We start from the raw sequence: 15775 nt of genomic DNA, 5'->3' as shown, positions 1-15775 counted from the left end.
CATGGCGGTACGAGCAAATCAACGCGGTACCTATGAGGAAGCCGTGCGAGCGGCCGTATCCGCCTCTGCGCCCGCCAACTCCACGTGGCGCGCGTACGTCCGCGGGGTGAATGCCTTCGGACACTGGCAGGTCGGTAGGTCGACAGGTCGCAAGTGCTCTCGCTGCTCAGGGAGTTGAGCTTGCCCCGAGCGACCGCTCCGTGACGCCCGCCAGGTGGGCCATGAAGACCTCGCGCGCGTCCGGTGCCAGCGTGCGCAGGGCCACCATGGCTGTGATGACGACGTCGCAGAGCTCGGACTGGACGTCGTCCCAGGTGTGGCTCGTGCCCTTGCGCGGGTTCTGGCCCGTCGCGCCGATCACCGCCTGGGCGACCTCGCCGACCTCCTCCGACAGCTTCAGCATGCGCAGGAGCAGGCCCTCCCGGCCGCCGTGCGCCCGGTTGGCGTCCAGCCAGGCGTGCAGGCGGTCGATCGAGTCCCAGACGTCTGCATCGGCCATGGGGCCGGCTTCCTCGGAGTCAGTCATGGGGCCAGCCTCCCCGGAGGTGGCTCGCCCGACGCCTCCTCGTCGACCCGACGCCGACTCCGCGACAAACGCCCATTCGCCGGCGTACGTCTGCTCGTGCACCCGGCGCGCCTGCTCGTCGACGTACGCCCTGCTCGTGGCCCCGGCCGCCTCTTCGTCGACGTACGCCTGCTCGTCGCCCCGAAGCGCCTACTCGTCCACAAACGCCTGCTCGTCGAAGAGCATCTCCTGCTCGCCCTCCGCCGCCTTCCGCACCCGCTTGTTCCGGGCGCCCACGACCACCGCCGTGACCGCCGCCGTCGCGCCCAGGGCCATCGGCACCATCCAGCCGCGGTTCACCGTGTGGCCCAGCAGATGGTCCACGGAGAGCCGGCCGGGGCCCGTCACCGCGAGGCCCGCCGCCGTCAAGCCCAGCGACGCGGCGTACTCGTAGCCGCCGCTCTGCGCGAAGAACCCGCTCGGTACGTGCACCGCCGCCGCGCCCGCCATCGCGCCGGCCGCCGCCGCACCGGCCGCCGGTGTCGCGAGGCCCAGCGCCAGCATCGTGCCGCCGCCCGCCTGCGCGAGCCCCGCCGCCGTCGCGCTCGCCTTCCCGGGCGCGTAGCCCATGGCCTCCATGGCCGCCCCGGTCCCCGCGATGCCGCCCCCGCCGAACCAGCCGAACAGCATCTGCGCTCCGTGCGCGGCCAACACCCCGCCCGTGCCCAGACGGAGCAGAAGCAGTCCCAGATCTCTTCGGTCGAAACAGGCCACGGTGACTCCCAGAGCAGACGGCGGCAACGGTTCCCTCCCGGGTTTCCACCGTCGCACCGTTCGGACGAGCCCGACGCCCCCGGGCAGCCGTTCGGGTGGCGGACGCCGGGGAGCGGTGTGAGTCTGGCTGGCATGACGATTCAGGTAGCGAAACTCAGCGACCCGGCCGTCCGGGCCTTCGTCACCGCCGTGAACGCCCACGACCGTGAGGCCTTCCAGGCGCTGCTCGCGCCCGGCGCCACCATGTCCGACGACGGCTCCGACCGGGACATCGACGAGTGGACCGACCGGGAGATCTTCTCCTCCCACGGCCACATGGACGTCGACAACGAGTCCAACGGCGGCCACACCCTCATCGCCCACTACAGCAACGACACCTGGGGCGAGATGAAGACGAAGTGGAGCTTCACCGTCGACGACGCGGGCAAGATCACCCGCTTCGAGACCGGCCAGGCATAACCGTCCTCCACCGAGGGCTTGCCTTCGCGTGCACTCCAACTCCTAGCGTCCAGCGGTATGGAGACCACTGAGCGCAGGACACTGGGACGCAGCGGGATCGAAGTGAGCCCCCTCGGCTTCGGCTGCTGGGCGATCGGCGGTGAGTGGTCGACCCCCGACGGGCAGCCGCTGGGCTGGGGCAAGGTCGACGACGAGGAGTCCGTACGGGCCATCCGGCGCGCCCTCGACCTCGGCGTGACGTTCTTCGACACGGCGGACGCGTACGGCGTCGGGCACAGCGAGCGCGTCCTCGCGCGGGCGCTGGGCAAGCGGCGGGCCGACGTGGTCGTCGCCACCAAGTGGGGCAACGTCATCGACGAGGAGCGCCGGCTGCTCACCGGCAGCGACGACTCCCCGGCGTACGCCCGCCGCGCGCTGACCGCCTCACTGCGCCGGCTGGACACCGATTATGTCGATCTGTACCAGTTGCACCTCTCCGACGCCGACCCGGAGCGCGCCGCCGAACTCCGCGACCTCTGCGAGGAGTTCGTACGGGAGGGGCTGATCCGCGCGTACGCGTGGAGCACCGACGATCCGGAGCGTGCGGCCGTCTTCGCGGCGGGCGAGCACTGCGCGGCCGTACAGCATCGGCTCAACATCCTTCAGGACGCCCCCGAACTCCTCGCACTCTGCGAGGAGTTGAACCTCGCGAGCATCAACCGCAGCCCGCTCGCGATGGGGTTGCTGACCGGGAAGCACGCGGCAGGGCGCGCCCTGGAAGCGGGGGACATCCGCAACGCGCCGCCCGCCTGGCTGCCGGGGTTCACCGAGCGGGGCGGCGCCGACCCGGCCTGGCTCGCCAGGGTCGACGCCCTCAAGGAGATCCTCACCAGCGGCGGCCGTGCGCTCGCGCAGGGCGCCCTCGCCTGGCTGTGGGCGCGCAGCCCGCGCACCGTCCCCATCCCGGGGTTCCGCTCGGTCACCCAGGCCGAGGAGAACGCGGGCGCGATCGCCAAAGGGCCGCTCACCGCCGGGCAGTTGACCGAAGTCGACCGCGTGCTCGGACGGTGAGCGGCCCCAGGAACCCCAGAGCCCCACGAGCCCCAGGAGCCCCAGGAACCCCAGAGAACCCCAGGAACCGTCGCGGGATCAGAAGCCCTGACCGCCGTACGACGGCTGCTGGGCGTACTGCTGAGGCGCCGAGGCGGCACGGCGGGCGCCGCCGCCCTGCTCGGTCAGCGTGATCTGCCCCGCCTTGATGGTCGCGAGGCGCGGTGCGCGGCGGGCGATGGACGAGTCATGGGTGACCATGATGAAGGTCAGCCCGTACTCGTGCCACAGTCCTTCGAGCAGGCCCATGATGTCGTCGCGGGTGCCCTCGTCGAGGTTGCCGGTCGGCTCGTCGGCGAGCAGCACCTTCGGCTTCTTGACCAGCGCGCGGGCGATGGCGACGCGCTGCTGCTGACCGCCGGACAGCTCGCTGGGCGCATGGCCCAGGCGGTCGCCGAGACCGACCGAGCTCAGCGCCTCGGCGGCCCGCTCGCGCCGCTCCTTGGGCTTCACGCCGAGCGGTACGAGGGCGGTCTCGACGTTCTCCTGCGCGGTCAGCGTCGGGATGAGGTTGAAGGCCTGGAAGATGATGCCGATCTTCTCGGCGCGCAGCCGGGTCAGCTTGGCCTCGCTGATGGAGGCGAGGTCCACGCCGTCGAGTTCGACGCTGCCGGAGGTCGGGCGGTCCAGGCCGCCGATCATCTGCAGCAGGGTGGACTTGCCGCCGCCCGTGGGGCCCTGGATGACGAGCTGGTCGCCGTCCTCGATGGCGAGGTCGACGCCGCGCAGCGCCTCCACCGTCTCTTTGCCCCGTGTGTAGCGCTTGGTGACGCCGGTGAGCTTGTACATGAAGGTCTCCGAAGATGAAGGGGGTGGGGCGCCGCGGCCCGGGGGGAGTGGACGCGGCGCCCCGGCTCAGGGGGATGTGGCCCGAGGGCGGGTTACGAGACGCTGCGCAGCGCGTCCGCCGGGCGCATCCGGGAGGCGCGCCAGCCGCCCATCGCACCGGCGATCAGACCGCCCGCGATGGCCAGGCCCGCCGCGAGCGCGATGGTGGTCAGCGAGACCGGCGCGGACAGCGCGATCTCCATGGTGTTCTTGGCCGCCGAAGCCGCCTGCTGGCCGGGGCCGCCGCCACCGGGGCCGCCCATGCCGCCACCGCCGCCCATGCCGCCGGTGGAGCCGAGCTCCGCCGTCAGCTTCGGGCTGATCGCCGTGACCGCGTACGCCGCGCCGAGGCCGAGGGCGATACCGAGCGCGCCGCCGAGCAGACCGTTCACGATGGACTCGCCGACGACCTGGCGGGTGACCTTGCGGGACGGCCAGCCGAGCGCCTTCAGGGTGCCGAACTCACGGACGCGACGGGAGACGGCGGAGGAGGTGAGCAGCGCCGCCACCAGGAACGCGGCGACGAGGACCGCGATGGACAGCCACTTGCCGACGCTGGTCGCCAGGTTCGAGGCGGTCGACAGCGAGCCGGAGACGGTGTCCGCGAGGTCGGCGGAGGTGGTGACCGTCGTACCCGAGATGTTCTTCTGGATGGTTGCCTTGACGGTGTCGATCTGCTTCGAGTCGGTCGCCTTGACGTAGATCGTGGTGACCTTGTTCTTCGAGTCGCCCAGCGTCTGCGCCTGCTTCAGCGGCAGATAGACGTCGGTGGTCGACTCGCTGCTGTCGGGTGTCGCGATGCCGATGATCGTGTACTTGGTGCCGGAGATCTTGAGGGTCTTGCCGACCTTGTACTTGTTCTCCTTGGCGTACGACTTGCTGAGCACCGCGACCTTCGCGTTGGTCTGCGACGCCGTGAAGGTCTTGCCCGTGGTGATCTTCGAGGTGGCCAGCGGGCCGAGGTCCTGGTTGGTGACGTCGACACCCGCGACCGAGTACGAGTTCACGTCGAAGGAGGCGCCGCCGCCCTGCACCTGGGGCTGGCCCGTGCTGGTGCCGCCGCCGGGACCGCCCTGGCCGCCGCCCTGCTGCTGGGTGGAGGACTGCGCCTTGCCCTGCGTGAAGGAGCCGTCGACCTTGGTGACGTTCAGGCTCAGCGCGCCCACCGCGCTCGCCACGCCCTTCTGCGCGGCGACCTCGGTGACGAGCGAGGACTTCAGGGCCTGACCGCCCTGCGTCATCACCCGGTCGGAACTTTGCGTCGTCTTGCTGTCGTTGTCCTTGGCGTCGAAGTTGAACTTCGGTCTGTCCGAGGAGTTGCCCGACGGCGCCGTCTGGGCCTTCGTGACCGTCATGTCGGTGCCGAGCCCGTACAGCGACTTCAGGACCTTGTCCTGCGCCTGCTGCATGCCGGCCGACACCGAGTTGACGGTGATGACCAGCGCGATGCCGAGCGCCAGACCCAGGGCGATCACCAGCGCCGCCTTCTTGCGCCGGCTCAGCTCACGCTTGAGATAGATGCCAAACATCCCGTTCCTCAAAGGTTCTTGGCGCCCGCTGTGGGCGCGGCCACAAGCTATGAAGGAACCTTTGAGCAGGCCTGAGTAAGAGATGTGCGAGAGCTGAGAAAGCGGCGACCGAAATCAATATTCCGTAAGACAGCTGATTCCTAAGCTCTCTAGGGCGTATTGCCAGGAAACGCCTGTTGAGTGGCGCCTCGGTGAAGAACAGCGGGCCCGTCCGGTACGCATCTTCCGGTGGGACGGTGGTGGGCGTACGGGGCGGGCCCGCGCCGTTTTCGCCGCGCCTTCGCGCCGTTTTGCCGCCCCTTTGGAATTCCTTTATCACCCCGCTGTGCCGCGCCGCGGACGCCCTTTGTACGGTCCCGGAATGCGTGTTCCTTCTCGGGTTGTCTCCCGTCGTGCCGCTCTCGGCCTCGCCGCAGCCGTCCCGGTGGCCGCGGCCACCCCCACCTCCGCGTACGCCGCCGCCACGATCGGCGGTGAACGGCTCGGCCGCACCGGCGTTCAGATGCGCGGCGCCTCGGCACTGCCCAAGAAGCTCACCGCCCGCGCCTGGCTCGTCGCGGACCACGGCAGCGGCCAGGTGCTCGCCTCGTACAACGCGCACCGGCGCCTCGCGCCCGCCTCCACCCTGAAGATGCTGTTCGCGGACACCGTGCTGAAGAAGTTCGAGCGGACGGAGAAGCACACGGTGACCGACGCCGACCTCGCCGGGATACCCGCGGGCTCCAGCCTCGTCGGCATCAAGCCCGGCATCACGTACACCGTCGAGCAGTTGTGGCAGGGCGTCTTCCTGCGCTCCGGCAACGACGCGGTGCACGTGCTCAGCCACATGAACGGCGGCGTCGCCGAGACCGTCGCGCAGATGCAGGCCAAGGCGAAGGACCTGCAGGCCCTGGACACGCGGGTAGTCAGCCCCGACGGCTTCGACCACAAGGGCCAGCTGTCGTCCGCGTACGACCTGACGCTCTTCGCCCGGCACGGCCTCGCCGACGCCGACTTCCGCGGCTACTGCGCGACGAAGACCGCCGACTTCCCGGCCGGCGGCAAGAAGACCTTCCAGATCCAGAACACCGACCGGCTGCTCACGGGCGCGTGGGGCCTGCCGACGTACGACGGCCTGATCGGTGTGAAGAACGGCTATACCAGCAACGCCGGCAACACCTTCACCGGTGCGGCGACCCGCGACGGGCGGACCCTCCTCGTCACGGTGATGCACCCGAAGAGCGGCGGCAGCGGCGTCTACGAGGAGACGGCCCAACTCCTCGACTGGGGCTTCAAGAACGCCGCGAAGGCCGAACCCGTCGGCACGCTGGTCGATCCGCTCAGCGAGGGCGGCGCGAGCGCGACACCCACGCGAAAGGCGGCGAAGGCGGCCGCGGGCGCTCCGGCGGACACGGCGGCGGACGGCTCGTCATGGGGGCTGGCCGGCGGGGCCGGGGGAGTGGTGACGCTGCTCGCGAGCGGGGCGTGGGCGCTGCGCAACCGCCGGCGCACGGCGGACGACGCGGCGACGGAGGGCCGCCACCGGGGCTGATCGCGCGGTAGCCGAAGCTGACCGCGGCAGTCGGGCTGATTGCGGGGCAGCCGTTCCCCGGTCCGGTGCACACCTCGCGGTCCCGCGCGAGGTCCGCCCCCACCCGGGCCGCGGAACGGCTGCCACCTCCCCCCTCGGTATGGACCTTGGGCGTACGGGTCGTACCGAAGTCTTGTGCTCCAAGTGTGAAGCTCTGATGGAGGAGATGTTGAGCATAAGCCCACTACCGGCCTCTATGAGCCGGAGGTTCAGCTTCCGTTTGTGCAAGTTGAGCCATGGACAAGTCGTTGGTGAACCATCGGCGCGGCGCGCGCAGTGGCCTCAGCCGCGGCCCACGTACGGCATCGTGGTCGCCAGAACCGTCGCGAACTGCACATTCGCCTCCAGTGGCAGCTCCGCCATGTGCCGGACCGTGCGCGCCACATCGGCCACGTCCATCACCGGCTCGACCGCCAGTTCGCCGTTCGCCTGGAGTGTTCCCGTCCGCATGCGCGCGGTCATGTCGGTGGCCGCGTTGCCGATGTCGATCTGACCGCAGGCGATCCGGTACGGACGCCCGTCCAGGGACAGCGACTTGGTCAGGCCCGTCAACGCGTGCTTGGTCGCGGTGTACGCGACCGACTGCGGGCGGGGTGTGTGCGCCGAGATGGAGCCGTTGTTGATGATCCGGCCGCCCTGCGGGTCCTGCTCCTTCATCTGCCGGTACGCCGCCTGCGCGCACAGGAACGCGCCGTTGAGGTTGGTGTCCACGACGTGTCGCCAGGCCTCGTACGGCAGCTCTTCGAGCGGGATGCCGCCCGGGCCGAACGTGCCGGCGTTGTTGAAGAGCAGGTCGAGCCGCCCGAAGCGCTCGCGCACGGCGGCGAACAGGGCGGCCACGTCGTCGGGCCGCGCGACGTCGGTGCGTACGGCGATCGAGGGGCCCTCGGGGACGAGGGCCGCCGTCTCCTCCAGCGTCTCGATCCGGCGTCCGGCCAGCGCCACCGACCAGCCGGTGCGCAGCAGTTCCACGGCCACGGCACGGCCGATGCCGGAGCCCGCTCCGGTCACCACGGCGATCTTCGTCTGCGGGGCGTTCATGGCATTCATGGAGCCGCAGCGTACAAAAGAGTCCGTGCTGCGGAAGGGGGGATCCGCAATGCGGAACTCAGTTCGTGCCGACCTCGCCCGGATAGCGGACGCCGATGCGGTCCCGTATCGCGTCGAGTGTCCGCATCACGGCGAGGCTGCCGTCGAGGGGGACGAGCGGGGACTCGGTCTCTTCGGCGCGCAGGGCGCGCATCACCTCGGCAGCCTCGTGCTTGAGGCTGGTGCGCGGTCCGGCCGTCGGCTCGGCCGTGAACTCCTCGGGGTCACGGCCGTCGCGGTGCAGCACGAGGCGCTCCGGGAAGAAGAAGCCGTCCGGGATGTCGATGCGGCCCTCGGAGCCGGTGACGGAGGCGGCGACGGGGGTGCCGCCATTGATGGAGCAGTGCACCGAAGCGAGAGCGCCGCTCTCCCAGGAGAGCAGTGCTCCCGTCTGGAGATCGATGCCCTCGTCGGAGAGCACTGCTCTCGCGGCGATGTCCGACGGCTCCCCGAGGAGCAGCTGCGCGAACGACACCGGGTAGACGCCGAGATCCAGCAGCGCGCCGCCGCCCTGCGCCGGGTCGCGCAGCCGATGCGAGGGCGGGAAGGGCCCGGCCAGCCCGAAGTCGGCCTGCACCGTGCGCACTTCACCGATCGCGCCGTCGTCGACGAGCGCCTTGAGCCGCCGGACCAGCGGATTGCAGTACATCCACATGGCCTCCATCAGGAAGCGGTCGTGCTCCTTCGCGAGCGCGACCAGCTCCTGCGCCTCGACCGTGTTCAGCGTGAACGCCTTCTCGCACAGCACATGCCGCCCGGCCTCAAGACACATCCCGGCCGCGGCCCGGTGCGCCGAGTGCGGAGTGGCGACGTACACGATGTCGACGTCCGCGTCCTCGGCGAGCGACGCCCAGTCCCCGTACGCCTTCGGTATCCCGAACCGTTCCGCGAACGCCTTCGCCGAGGCGTCCGTCCGTGAGGCCACCGCCACCACCTCGGCGTCCGGCATGTCCACCAGATCCGCCGTGAACGCCGCGGCGATCCCGCCGGTCGCCAGAATCCCCCACCGCACGCGATCCGCTGCCATCCCCGCCCCTTGCTGTGACCCCGAACACTCCGTTCGAACTGAGAGCATAGGTGGCGGATCACTCGGAGAGGGAGGGGCACATGCCCGAGCGTGGCCGCACCACGCGGGACCGGAAAGGCCCGGAGGACCCAGAAGGGCACATATCGAACAGGGCGCTCGCCGGCGTATCGCAGGCGGCGCCCGAGGTACCGGACGCCGACGCATCGAGAGCGGCGCCCGGCGTGGACGTAGTGGAAGCGACGCCGGACTCCCGTGCCCTGCGCCGCACCGGACTCCTCGTCACCCTGATCCTCGGCGGCCTCACCGCCACGCCCCCGCTGGCGATGGACATGTACCTCCCGTCCCTGCCGGAGGTCACGAAGTCGCTGCACGCCCCGGCCGCGACCGTGCAGCTCACGCTCACCGCGTGCCTCGCGGGGATGGCGCTCGGACAGCTCGTCGTCGGCCCGATGAGCGACAGATGGGGCCGCAAACGCCCCCTCCTCACCGGCCTCGTCGTCTACATCGTGGCCACCGTGCTGTGCGCCGTCGCACCGACCGTCGAACTCCTCGTCGCCTTCCGGCTGGCGCAGGGCCTCGCGGGCGCGGCCGGGATCGTGATCGCCCGTGCCGTCGTACGAGACCTCTACGACGGCGTGGCCATGGCCCGGTTCTTCTCCACCCTCATGCTGATCTCCGGCGTCGCCCCGATCGTCGCGCCGCTCATCGGCGGTCAGATCCTGCGCTTCACCGACTGGCGGGGCGTGTTCGTGGTCCTCACGGCGGTCGGCATCGCGCTGACGGCGGTCGTGTGGTTCCGGCTCCCCGAGACCCTCGCGCCCGGCGAACGGCACAGCGGCGGCGTCGGCGAGGCGCTGCGCGCCATGCGCGGACTGCTCGCCGACCGGGTCTTCGCCGGGTACATGCTCGCGGGCGGCTTCGCCTTCGCCGCGCTGTTCGCGTACATCTCGGCGTCGCCGTTCGTCGTGCAGGAGATCTACGGCGCCTCCCCGCAGACGTTCAGCCTGCTCTTCGGCCTCAACTCCGTCGGTCTGGTGATCGCCGGCCAGATCAACGGCAAGGTCCTGGTCGGCCGGGTCAGCCTCGACAAGGCGCTCGCCGTCGGCCTCGCGCTGATCACGCTCGCGGCGACCGCGCTGCTGCTGATGTCCACGGGCGCCTTCGGTGAGGTGGGGCTGGCTCCGGTGGCCGCCGCTCTGTTCGTGCTGATGTCCGCGATGGGCCTGGCCCTGCCCAACACGCAGGCGCTCGCCCTCATGCGCGTCCGGCACGCCGCCGGCTCCGCGTCCGCCCTCCTCGGCACCTCCTCCTTCCTCATCGGCGCGATCGCCTCACCGCTTGTCGGCATCGCCGGGGAACACACCGCTGTCCCGATGGCCGTCGTCCAACTGGCCGCGGTACTGGTGGCCATCGCCTGCTTCGTGGGACTGTGCCGTCCCTGGCAGACGGGACGCACATCGAACGGAAAGGCGGCGGAGAGCTGAGCGCGCCGAGACTGCGCATCGACACACCGGAACGGGCCGGGCTCGACCCCGAAGAACTGCGTCACCTCGTACGGGAGGTCCGCGCCCTCACGCGCGGGGCGAACCCCTGGGCGGCGGGCGTGGTCCTGGTCGCCGGGCGCGGCCCGGTCATCGCCGTCGAGGAGGCGGCGGGGTGGGCGGTGCGCTATGCGGCGTACGACGTGGAGACGGACACGGGGGTCGAGTTGCCGCCGGCGGCGCGGGTGCCCATGACCGTCCGCACACCCTTCGACCTGGCCTCCCTCACCAAGCTGTTCACGGCGGTCGCCGCGGTGCAGCAGCTGGAGCGGGGCACGCTCGGCATCGACGCGCGGGTGGGCGCGTATCTGCCCGAGTTCGGCGGGGCCGCCGCATACGGCATCACCGTACGGCAGCTGCTCACCCACACCTCCGGGCTGCGGCCCGAACTCCCGCTGTACAACTGCCCGGACGACGCCGCGCGCCTCGCGATCCTCCGGGCGGAGGGCCCGATATCGGAACCCGGCGAGTACGTCTACTCGGACCTGAACCTGCTCCTCCTCCAGCACGTCCTGGAGCGCATCACCGGGCGCACGCTCGACGTCCTGATCCAGGACGGCATCACGCGGCCGCTCGGCATGACCGCCACGTGCTTCGGCCCCTGCCCGGGCGCGGCCGCGACGGAGGACCAACGCCGTCCGTGGGCCAAGGCCGACCGGGGCATGCTCCGGGGTGTGGTCCACGATGAGAACGCGTGGGCCCTCGGCGGGGTGGCGGGGCACGCGGGCCTCTTCTCCACCGGCCGCGACCTCGCCGTCTTCTGCCGCACCCTCCTGGCCGGCGGCTCCTACGGCCCCGCCCGCATACTCGGCCCCGACTTCGTCGAACTCATGCTCACCCCACCCGGCCTCGGCTTCGCCCTCGACCAGCCCTGGTTCATGGGCGCCCTGGCGGGGCGCGGTGCCGCGGGGCACACGGGCTTCACGGGTACGTCCCTGGTGCTGGACCCGGCGACGGACACGTTCCTGGTGCTGCTGGCCAACACGGTGCATCCCCGGCGCCGCCCGGCGGACAACGCGCCGCGGGCGGCGGCGGGGACGCGGCTGCGGCGGGCGGTACGGGGGGCTTGAGGCAGGGGTGTTTTCGCCCCCTCCGCCCCTGCCCGTCCCGTACCAGCCTTTCGGCTGCGGGTGGGTGGGGGTTGTTCGCGCAGTTCCCCGCGCCCCTTTTAGGGGCGCGGGGAACTGCGCAGTCTTTTGAGCGGGGTCTGGGGGCGCAGCCCCCAGGTACGGGAATGGGCAGGGGCGGCGGGGGCGAAAACAATCGCTCTGAGCCACGCCCGGCCAACCGTAGAATCACCGGGTGAACGCCCCCCTGACCCCCGCCGAGACCCTGCGCACCGCCCTCGCCGGGCTGCTCGACGGGCTACCGCCGAAGGCCGCCGCGCAGGCGGTCGAGCGGCTGATCGCCACCTACCGGGGAACCACCCCCACGCACACCCCGATCCTCCGCGACCGCTCGGACGTGGTCGCGTACGCCGCGTACCGGATGCCCGCGACGTTCGAGGCGGTGCGCGCGGCACTCGACGCGTTCGCGGACGCGGTGCCCGGATGGGCGCCGGACAGCCACGTGGACGTCGGCGGCGGCACGGGCGCGGCCACCTGGGCGGTGAACGCCACCTGGGAGGGCACCCGCCCGGTGACGGTCCTGGACTGGGCGGAGCCCGCACTCGCGCTGGGCCGGGAAATCGCCGCGGCGAACCCAGAGCTGAGGAGCGCCGAGTGGCACCGCTCTCGTATCGGATCAGCGCTCACCATCGAGAGCACTGATCTCGTCACCGTGTCGTACGTCCTCGGCGAGCTCACCGACGCCGACCGTGCCTCCGCCGTGGACGCCGCCGCGGCCGCCGCCCAGGCCGTCGTGATCATCGAGCCGGGCACCCCGGACGGCTACGCCCGTGTCATCGAGGCTCGCGACCGCCTGATCCGCGCCGGGTTCCACGTCGCCGCCCCCTGCCCGCACAGCGCGGCCTGCCCGATCGTCCCCGGCGAGGACTGGTGCCACTTCTCCGCCCGGGTCGCCCGTTCCTCCCTGCACCGCCAGGTCAAGGGCGGCTCCCTGCCGTACGAGGACGAGAAGTTCAGCTACGTCGCCGCCACCCGCTTCCCGCCGACCCCGGCCCCCTCCCGCGTCGTACGCAAGCCGCAGATCAGGAAGGGGCAGGTGCTCCTCGACCTCTGCGAGCCGGACGAGTCCCTGCGCCGGGAGACGGTGACGAAGCGCCACGGCGCGCTGTACAAGGCGGCCCGTGACGCGGAGTGGGGCGACGCCTGGCCACCGCCCCAGAACGACTAGGAGCTGTCCGGCCGATCATGTAACTGTCGCTTGATCTGCTCGTTTGTTGCGGGCACGGATCCTGCTGGCTAATTCCGTGCCCGGCGGGGCTTATCCCTCCGCCGAGCTGATCGTGGGCGTGAAGAAGAACTTCGGTGTTGCCCTGGTCACGCCGGTGCTGCTGCACAGCTCGCCCCAGGCGCGCGCCGGGGCCGGGTTCGACCGCACCGCGTTCACCATCGACTGGGACCAGCGGCAGGCACCTGCCCGCGCGGCAACACCAGCACCTGGTGGAGCCCCGCCACCCAGCGCGGCACCAAGGCCATCGTCGTCAAATTCGCCAAGGAGACATGCCGTCCCTGCCCGGTACGTGACCAGTGCACCCGCTCGCAAACCGACGGCCGGACCCTCTCCTTCGTTCCCGCGATCAGCAGCAGGTCCTCGATGAGGCCCGCACCCAGCAGACCAGTCAGGAATGGCGGCCAAGTACGGCACCCGCGCGGGCATCGAGGGGACCATCCACCAGGCCGTCGCAGTCACCGGGATGAGACGCGCCCGCTACCGCAGCCTGCGAAAGACCCACCTCGAGCACGTCTTCTCCGCCGTCGCACTCAACCTCATCCGCCTCGACGCCTGGTGGAACGGCCATCCACTCGACCGCACCCGCGTCAGCCACCTCGCCCGGCTCGACCTCTCCCTCGCCGCGTGACCCGGAAAAGCCCGGCAGGATACGGCGTTTCGTTACCTGTCGATTCTTCCGCAGTTGACACAATCGTGGGCTGACGATCTGCAACCATGACTGTGTGCGCAGACCTCGTCACGTCCTGAGGCCGCAGGGCCGCCTATGGCTCGGCAGACTGACCTTCACCGTCGTGCTGCTGGCTGTGCTGGGGTTCTTCGCCCTGGGGCCGCCCGATTGGCTGGACACCGGTGACAAGCTGGCCAGCATCGGCGCATTGGTCTTCGCAGCAGGGGCGATGATTCTCAGCACGAACCCGGCGCAGGCCGCGGTGGTCAATGGTGGGCTGGACGATCTCATGGCTGCCGATCTGGCGGGGCTGGTGGAGCGGCAGTGGGCTCAAGAGTCCGCCGTTAGGCTGCTGCGGCGTCCGCGGCCCTTGGCGGTGCGGTGGTCGGCGACTGTGGAGGGATCCGGCGCCGGGCCTAACAGCGGGCAGATACTGTGCGGCGATGCCTGGGATGTGGCGGCGGCGTTTCGCGGGTCGCCGACCAAGCGGCTGGTGGTGGTTGGGGCGTCCGGTGCCGGCAAGACGGTGCTGGCTCTGCTGCTGACGTTGGATCTGTTGGGCTCGCGCCAACCCGACGAGCCGGTACCGGTGCTGCTGTCGGTGTCCACCTGGGATCCGCGGGAGCCGCTTGACAGTTGGCTGGCGCGTCGGCTCGCCGAGGAGTACCCGATGCTCACCGATCGCCTGCGGTACGGCGAGGACGCGTTGCTGCGGCTGGTTCGCGCCGGGCGGGTCCTGCCCGTGTTGGACGGCCTGGATGAGATGTCGCCGCGGTGGTGTTCGGTCGCCATCACCGCGCTGAACACAGTCGCGGCGGGCCGGCCGGTTGTGCTGACCTGCCGCAGTGACGCCTTCGCTGACGCCGTCGCGGCGGTCGGCACGCCCCTGGATGGGGCGGCGGTCATCGAGCTTGAGCCGATCACCGCCGCGGCGGCCGCGGCGTACCTACCGGCCGGCCAGATCGATGGGGAGCGCCGCTGGGCGCGCGTGATCGCCGAGTTGCGCGACCAGCCCGACGGGCCTCTCACCCAGGCGCTCTCCACACCACTGATGGTCTACCTGGCCCGCACCGTCTACGCCCAGCCGACCACCGACCCGGCCCACCTGGCTGACTTGGAGCGGTTCCCGAGCAGAGCACACATCGAAGCGCATCTGCTCGACCAGTACCTGCCTGCGGTGTACGCGCCCTCGGCCGCCCCACGGGATCCGGCCCAGGCCGGGATGTCTCACCACCGGTACGACGCCGACCAAGCCCGCGCCTGGCTGGCGTTCCTCGCCACCTGTCTACCCGACTCGGCCCCCGGGGACCTCGCCTGGTGGGACCTGCCGCAGCGTGTGACCCGGTGGCGCCTGATCGCCGGCGTCACGGCCGGCTGTGTGGCCGGGCTTGCCTTCGGCCTCATGATGGCCATGCCAATCACGCTTGTTCTCGGGCCTGCCTGGGGCGTGCCGAGCGGGGTCGCTGTCGCGGTGTGCCTCGGCGTGGCGTATGGGTGCGGGTACGGCGGCCGCGCAGCAGCCCCGACGCGCCGACCGCACCAGATCCGACTGCGGCTGCGCACCCTGCTGGCTCCCACCCGTGCCAGCCTGGTCCGCAGTGCGCAGTGCGCAGTGCACTGTGGTCTGCGGCCTGCAAATGGGTACCCTCCTTGGCCTCGCGGTCGGGTTCCGTCAGGGGCCGGAAGCCGGAATCAGCATAGGCATCACTGCGGCGCTGCTGGTCGGCCTGTCGATCGGGGTCATCGAGTTTCTGTCCTTGAACCTGTCCGGTCTGGCGCACGAGCCGGATGCGGTCACTCCACGCTCCAGCCTCGCGCCGACCGGACCGCCTCCCTGCTGCACGTCAGCCTCGGCTTCCTCGTGTTCGGCCTTTCCGCGGGACTGTTCGTTGGCCTGCTCACCAGTGCCCGCGACGGGCTGGCCGCCGGTCTCACCGTCGGTGGCGGAGCTGTCCTGCTTGGTTTCATGTTCACCGGTCTGCCGGCCTCGCGGGCGCCCGCCGCCGGCCTGGGGTGGGCGCCGTTCACCATCGCCCGGATCTGGCTCGCCGCACATCGGCAGATACCGTTTCGGCTGCTCCGGTTCCTCGAAGACGCCCACGCCCGCGGTGTGCTACGTCAAGCGGGGGCCGTCTACCAGTTCCGCCACGCACGGATACGCCACCACCTCACCGTGGGCCCCTCCCCTGCGCCATCACAGACAGGGACTACGTCATCGCAGTGATGTCATGACTCTCTCAGCCGGCCCACGGTGTACCGCGTCCTCGAACGCACCCGCATCAGCCACCTCGCCAGACGTTGCCGCGGCGACGCTTGGTCTCGAAGGCGCGCTCGACCTGGAG

At 70.9% G+C, this 15775-nt stretch carries 14 protein-coding genes and 1 pseudogene; 9 read left to right on the top strand and 6 right to left on the bottom strand.

The window, feature by feature from the left end:
* Nucleotides 1–166 precede the first annotated feature (166 nt).
* Nucleotides 167–526: a MazG-like family protein gene (locus tag ACFY0T_RS03110; protein WP_388864264.1), complete on the bottom strand. Its 360-nt coding sequence runs from the start codon at nt 524–526 to the stop codon at nt 167–169.
* A 189-nt stretch (nt 527–715) separates the two neighbouring features.
* On the bottom strand, nt 716–1279 hold the full coding sequence (locus ACFY0T_RS03105) for a DoxX family protein (RefSeq protein WP_388864263.1): 564 nt from the start codon (nt 1277–1279) through the stop codon (nt 716–718).
* A 132-nt stretch (nt 1280–1411) separates the two neighbouring features.
* Between ACFY0T_RS03105 and ACFY0T_RS03100 the strand changes: the two genes are divergently transcribed.
* Together ACFY0T_RS03100 and ACFY0T_RS03095 are read left to right on the top strand one after the other, a co-directional pair.
* The gene (locus ACFY0T_RS03100; protein WP_388864262.1) at nt 1412–1738 is read left to right on the top strand and encodes a nuclear transport factor 2 family protein; all 327 of its coding nucleotides are present in this window, start codon (nt 1412–1414) and stop codon (nt 1736–1738) included.
* Between the two features lie 57 nt (nt 1739–1795).
* The gene (locus ACFY0T_RS03095; RefSeq protein WP_388864261.1) at nt 1796–2788 is read left to right on the top strand and encodes an aldo/keto reductase; all 993 of its coding nucleotides are present in this window, start codon (nt 1796–1798) and stop codon (nt 2786–2788) included.
* A gap of 78 nt (nt 2789–2866) precedes the next feature.
* On the opposite strand, the gene ACFY0T_RS03090 is transcribed toward ACFY0T_RS03095, so the two are convergent.
* Together ACFY0T_RS03090 and ACFY0T_RS03085 are read right to left on the bottom strand one after the other, a co-directional pair.
* A complete protein-coding gene (locus ACFY0T_RS03090) occupies nt 2867–3616 on the bottom strand; it encodes an ABC transporter ATP-binding protein (RefSeq protein ID WP_388864260.1) in 750 nt (249 codons plus the stop codon).
* A gap of 92 nt (nt 3617–3708) precedes the next feature.
* Nucleotides 3709–5184: an ABC transporter permease gene (locus ACFY0T_RS03085; RefSeq protein WP_388864259.1), complete on the bottom strand. Its 1476-nt coding sequence runs from the start codon at nt 5182–5184 to the stop codon at nt 3709–3711.
* A 361-nt stretch (nt 5185–5545) separates the two neighbouring features.
* Here ACFY0T_RS03085 and ACFY0T_RS03080 point away from each other — a divergent pair, with 361 nt between their 5' ends.
* On the top strand, nt 5546–6715 hold the full coding sequence (locus ACFY0T_RS03080; protein ID WP_388864258.1) for a D-alanyl-D-alanine carboxypeptidase family protein: 1170 nt from the start codon (nt 5546–5548) through the stop codon (nt 6713–6715).
* Nucleotides 6716–7036: 321 nt separating this feature from the next.
* Here ACFY0T_RS03080 and ACFY0T_RS03075 read toward each other — a convergent pair whose 3' ends face one another.
* The gene (locus tag ACFY0T_RS03075; RefSeq protein WP_388864257.1) at nt 7037–7804 is read right to left on the bottom strand and encodes an SDR family oxidoreductase; all 768 of its coding nucleotides are present in this window, start codon (nt 7802–7804) and stop codon (nt 7037–7039) included.
* A 58-nt stretch (nt 7805–7862) separates the two neighbouring features.
* On the bottom strand, nt 7863–8870 hold the full coding sequence (locus ACFY0T_RS03070) for a Gfo/Idh/MocA family protein (RefSeq protein ID WP_388864256.1): 1008 nt from the start codon (nt 8868–8870) through the stop codon (nt 7863–7865).
* 80 nt (nt 8871–8950) lie between these two features.
* Between ACFY0T_RS03070 and ACFY0T_RS03065 the strand changes: the two genes are divergently transcribed.
* The 6 genes and pseudogenes from ACFY0T_RS03065 to ACFY0T_RS03040 all read left to right on the top strand — a co-directional run bounded on the left by ACFY0T_RS03065 (nt 8951) and on the right by ACFY0T_RS03040 (nt 15657).
* Nucleotides 8951–10354: a multidrug effflux MFS transporter gene (locus ACFY0T_RS03065; RefSeq protein ID WP_388864255.1), complete on the top strand. Its 1404-nt coding sequence runs from the start codon at nt 8951–8953 to the stop codon at nt 10352–10354.
* Nucleotides 10300–11481: a serine hydrolase domain-containing protein gene (locus ACFY0T_RS03060; protein ID WP_388864254.1), complete on the top strand. Its 1182-nt coding sequence runs from the start codon at nt 10300–10302 to the stop codon at nt 11479–11481. The genes ACFY0T_RS03065 and ACFY0T_RS03060 overlap by 55 nt, the downstream gene beginning before the upstream one ends.
* A 232-nt stretch (nt 11482–11713) precedes the next feature.
* Nucleotides 11714–12706: a small ribosomal subunit Rsm22 family protein gene (locus ACFY0T_RS03055; RefSeq protein ID WP_388864253.1), complete on the top strand. Its 993-nt coding sequence runs from the start codon at nt 11714–11716 to the stop codon at nt 12704–12706.
* Between the two features lie 222 nt (nt 12707–12928).
* A pseudogene (locus tag ACFY0T_RS03050) lies at nt 12929–13057 on the top strand (hypothetical protein); the annotation flags it as partial.
* A 103-nt stretch (nt 13058–13160) separates the two neighbouring features.
* Nucleotides 13161–13394 carry a transposase gene (locus tag ACFY0T_RS03045; protein ID WP_388864252.1) on the top strand — a complete coding sequence of 78 codons (234 nt, stop codon included), beginning with the start codon at nt 13161–13163 and terminating at the stop codon, nt 13392–13394.
* 163 nt (nt 13395–13557) lie between these two features.
* Entirely contained in the window at nt 13558–15657 is a 2100-nt protein-coding gene (locus ACFY0T_RS03040) for an NACHT domain-containing protein (protein WP_388864251.1), read from the top strand.
* Nucleotides 15658–15775 lie beyond the last annotated feature (118 nt).

The organism is Streptomyces sp. NPDC001530 (assembly GCF_042894545.1).
Taxonomy (GTDB): Bacteria; Actinomycetota; Actinomycetes; order Streptomycetales; family Streptomycetaceae; genus Streptomyces.
This window is presented reverse-complemented; position numbering and strand designations above follow the sequence as displayed.

Bases quoted from the DNA above. Each gene is read 5' to 3' on its own strand.
- ACFY0T_RS03090 (WP_388864260.1), bottom strand. From the start codon at position 3,616: ATGTACAAGCTCACCGGCGTCACCAAGCGCTACACACGGGGCAAAGAG.
- ACFY0T_RS03045 (WP_388864252.1), top strand. From the start codon at position 13,161: ATGGCGGCCAAGTACGGCACCCGCGCGGGCATCGAGGGGACCATCCAC.
- ACFY0T_RS03100 (WP_388864262.1), top strand. From the start codon at position 1,412: ATGACGATTCAGGTAGCGAAACTCAGCGACCCGGCCGTCCGGGCCTTC.
- ACFY0T_RS03080 (WP_388864258.1), top strand. From the start codon at position 5,546: ATGCGTGTTCCTTCTCGGGTTGTCTCCCGTCGTGCCGCTCTCGGCCTC.
- ACFY0T_RS03095 (WP_388864261.1), top strand. From the start codon at position 1,796: ATGGAGACCACTGAGCGCAGGACACTGGGACGCAGCGGGATCGAAGTG.
- ACFY0T_RS03070 (WP_388864256.1), bottom strand. From the start codon at position 8,870: ATGGCAGCGGATCGCGTGCGGTGGGGGATTCTGGCGACCGGCGGGATC.
- ACFY0T_RS03075 (WP_388864257.1), bottom strand. From the start codon at position 7,804: ATGAATGCCATGAACGCCCCGCAGACGAAGATCGCCGTGGTGACCGGA.
- ACFY0T_RS03085 (WP_388864259.1), bottom strand. From the start codon at position 5,184: ATGTTTGGCATCTATCTCAAGCGTGAGCTGAGCCGGCGCAAGAAGGCG.
- ACFY0T_RS03065 (WP_388864255.1), top strand. From the start codon at position 8,951: ATGCCCGAGCGTGGCCGCACCACGCGGGACCGGAAAGGCCCGGAGGAC.
- ACFY0T_RS03110 (WP_388864264.1), bottom strand. From the start codon at position 526: ATGACTGACTCCGAGGAAGCCGGCCCCATGGCCGATGCAGACGTCTGG.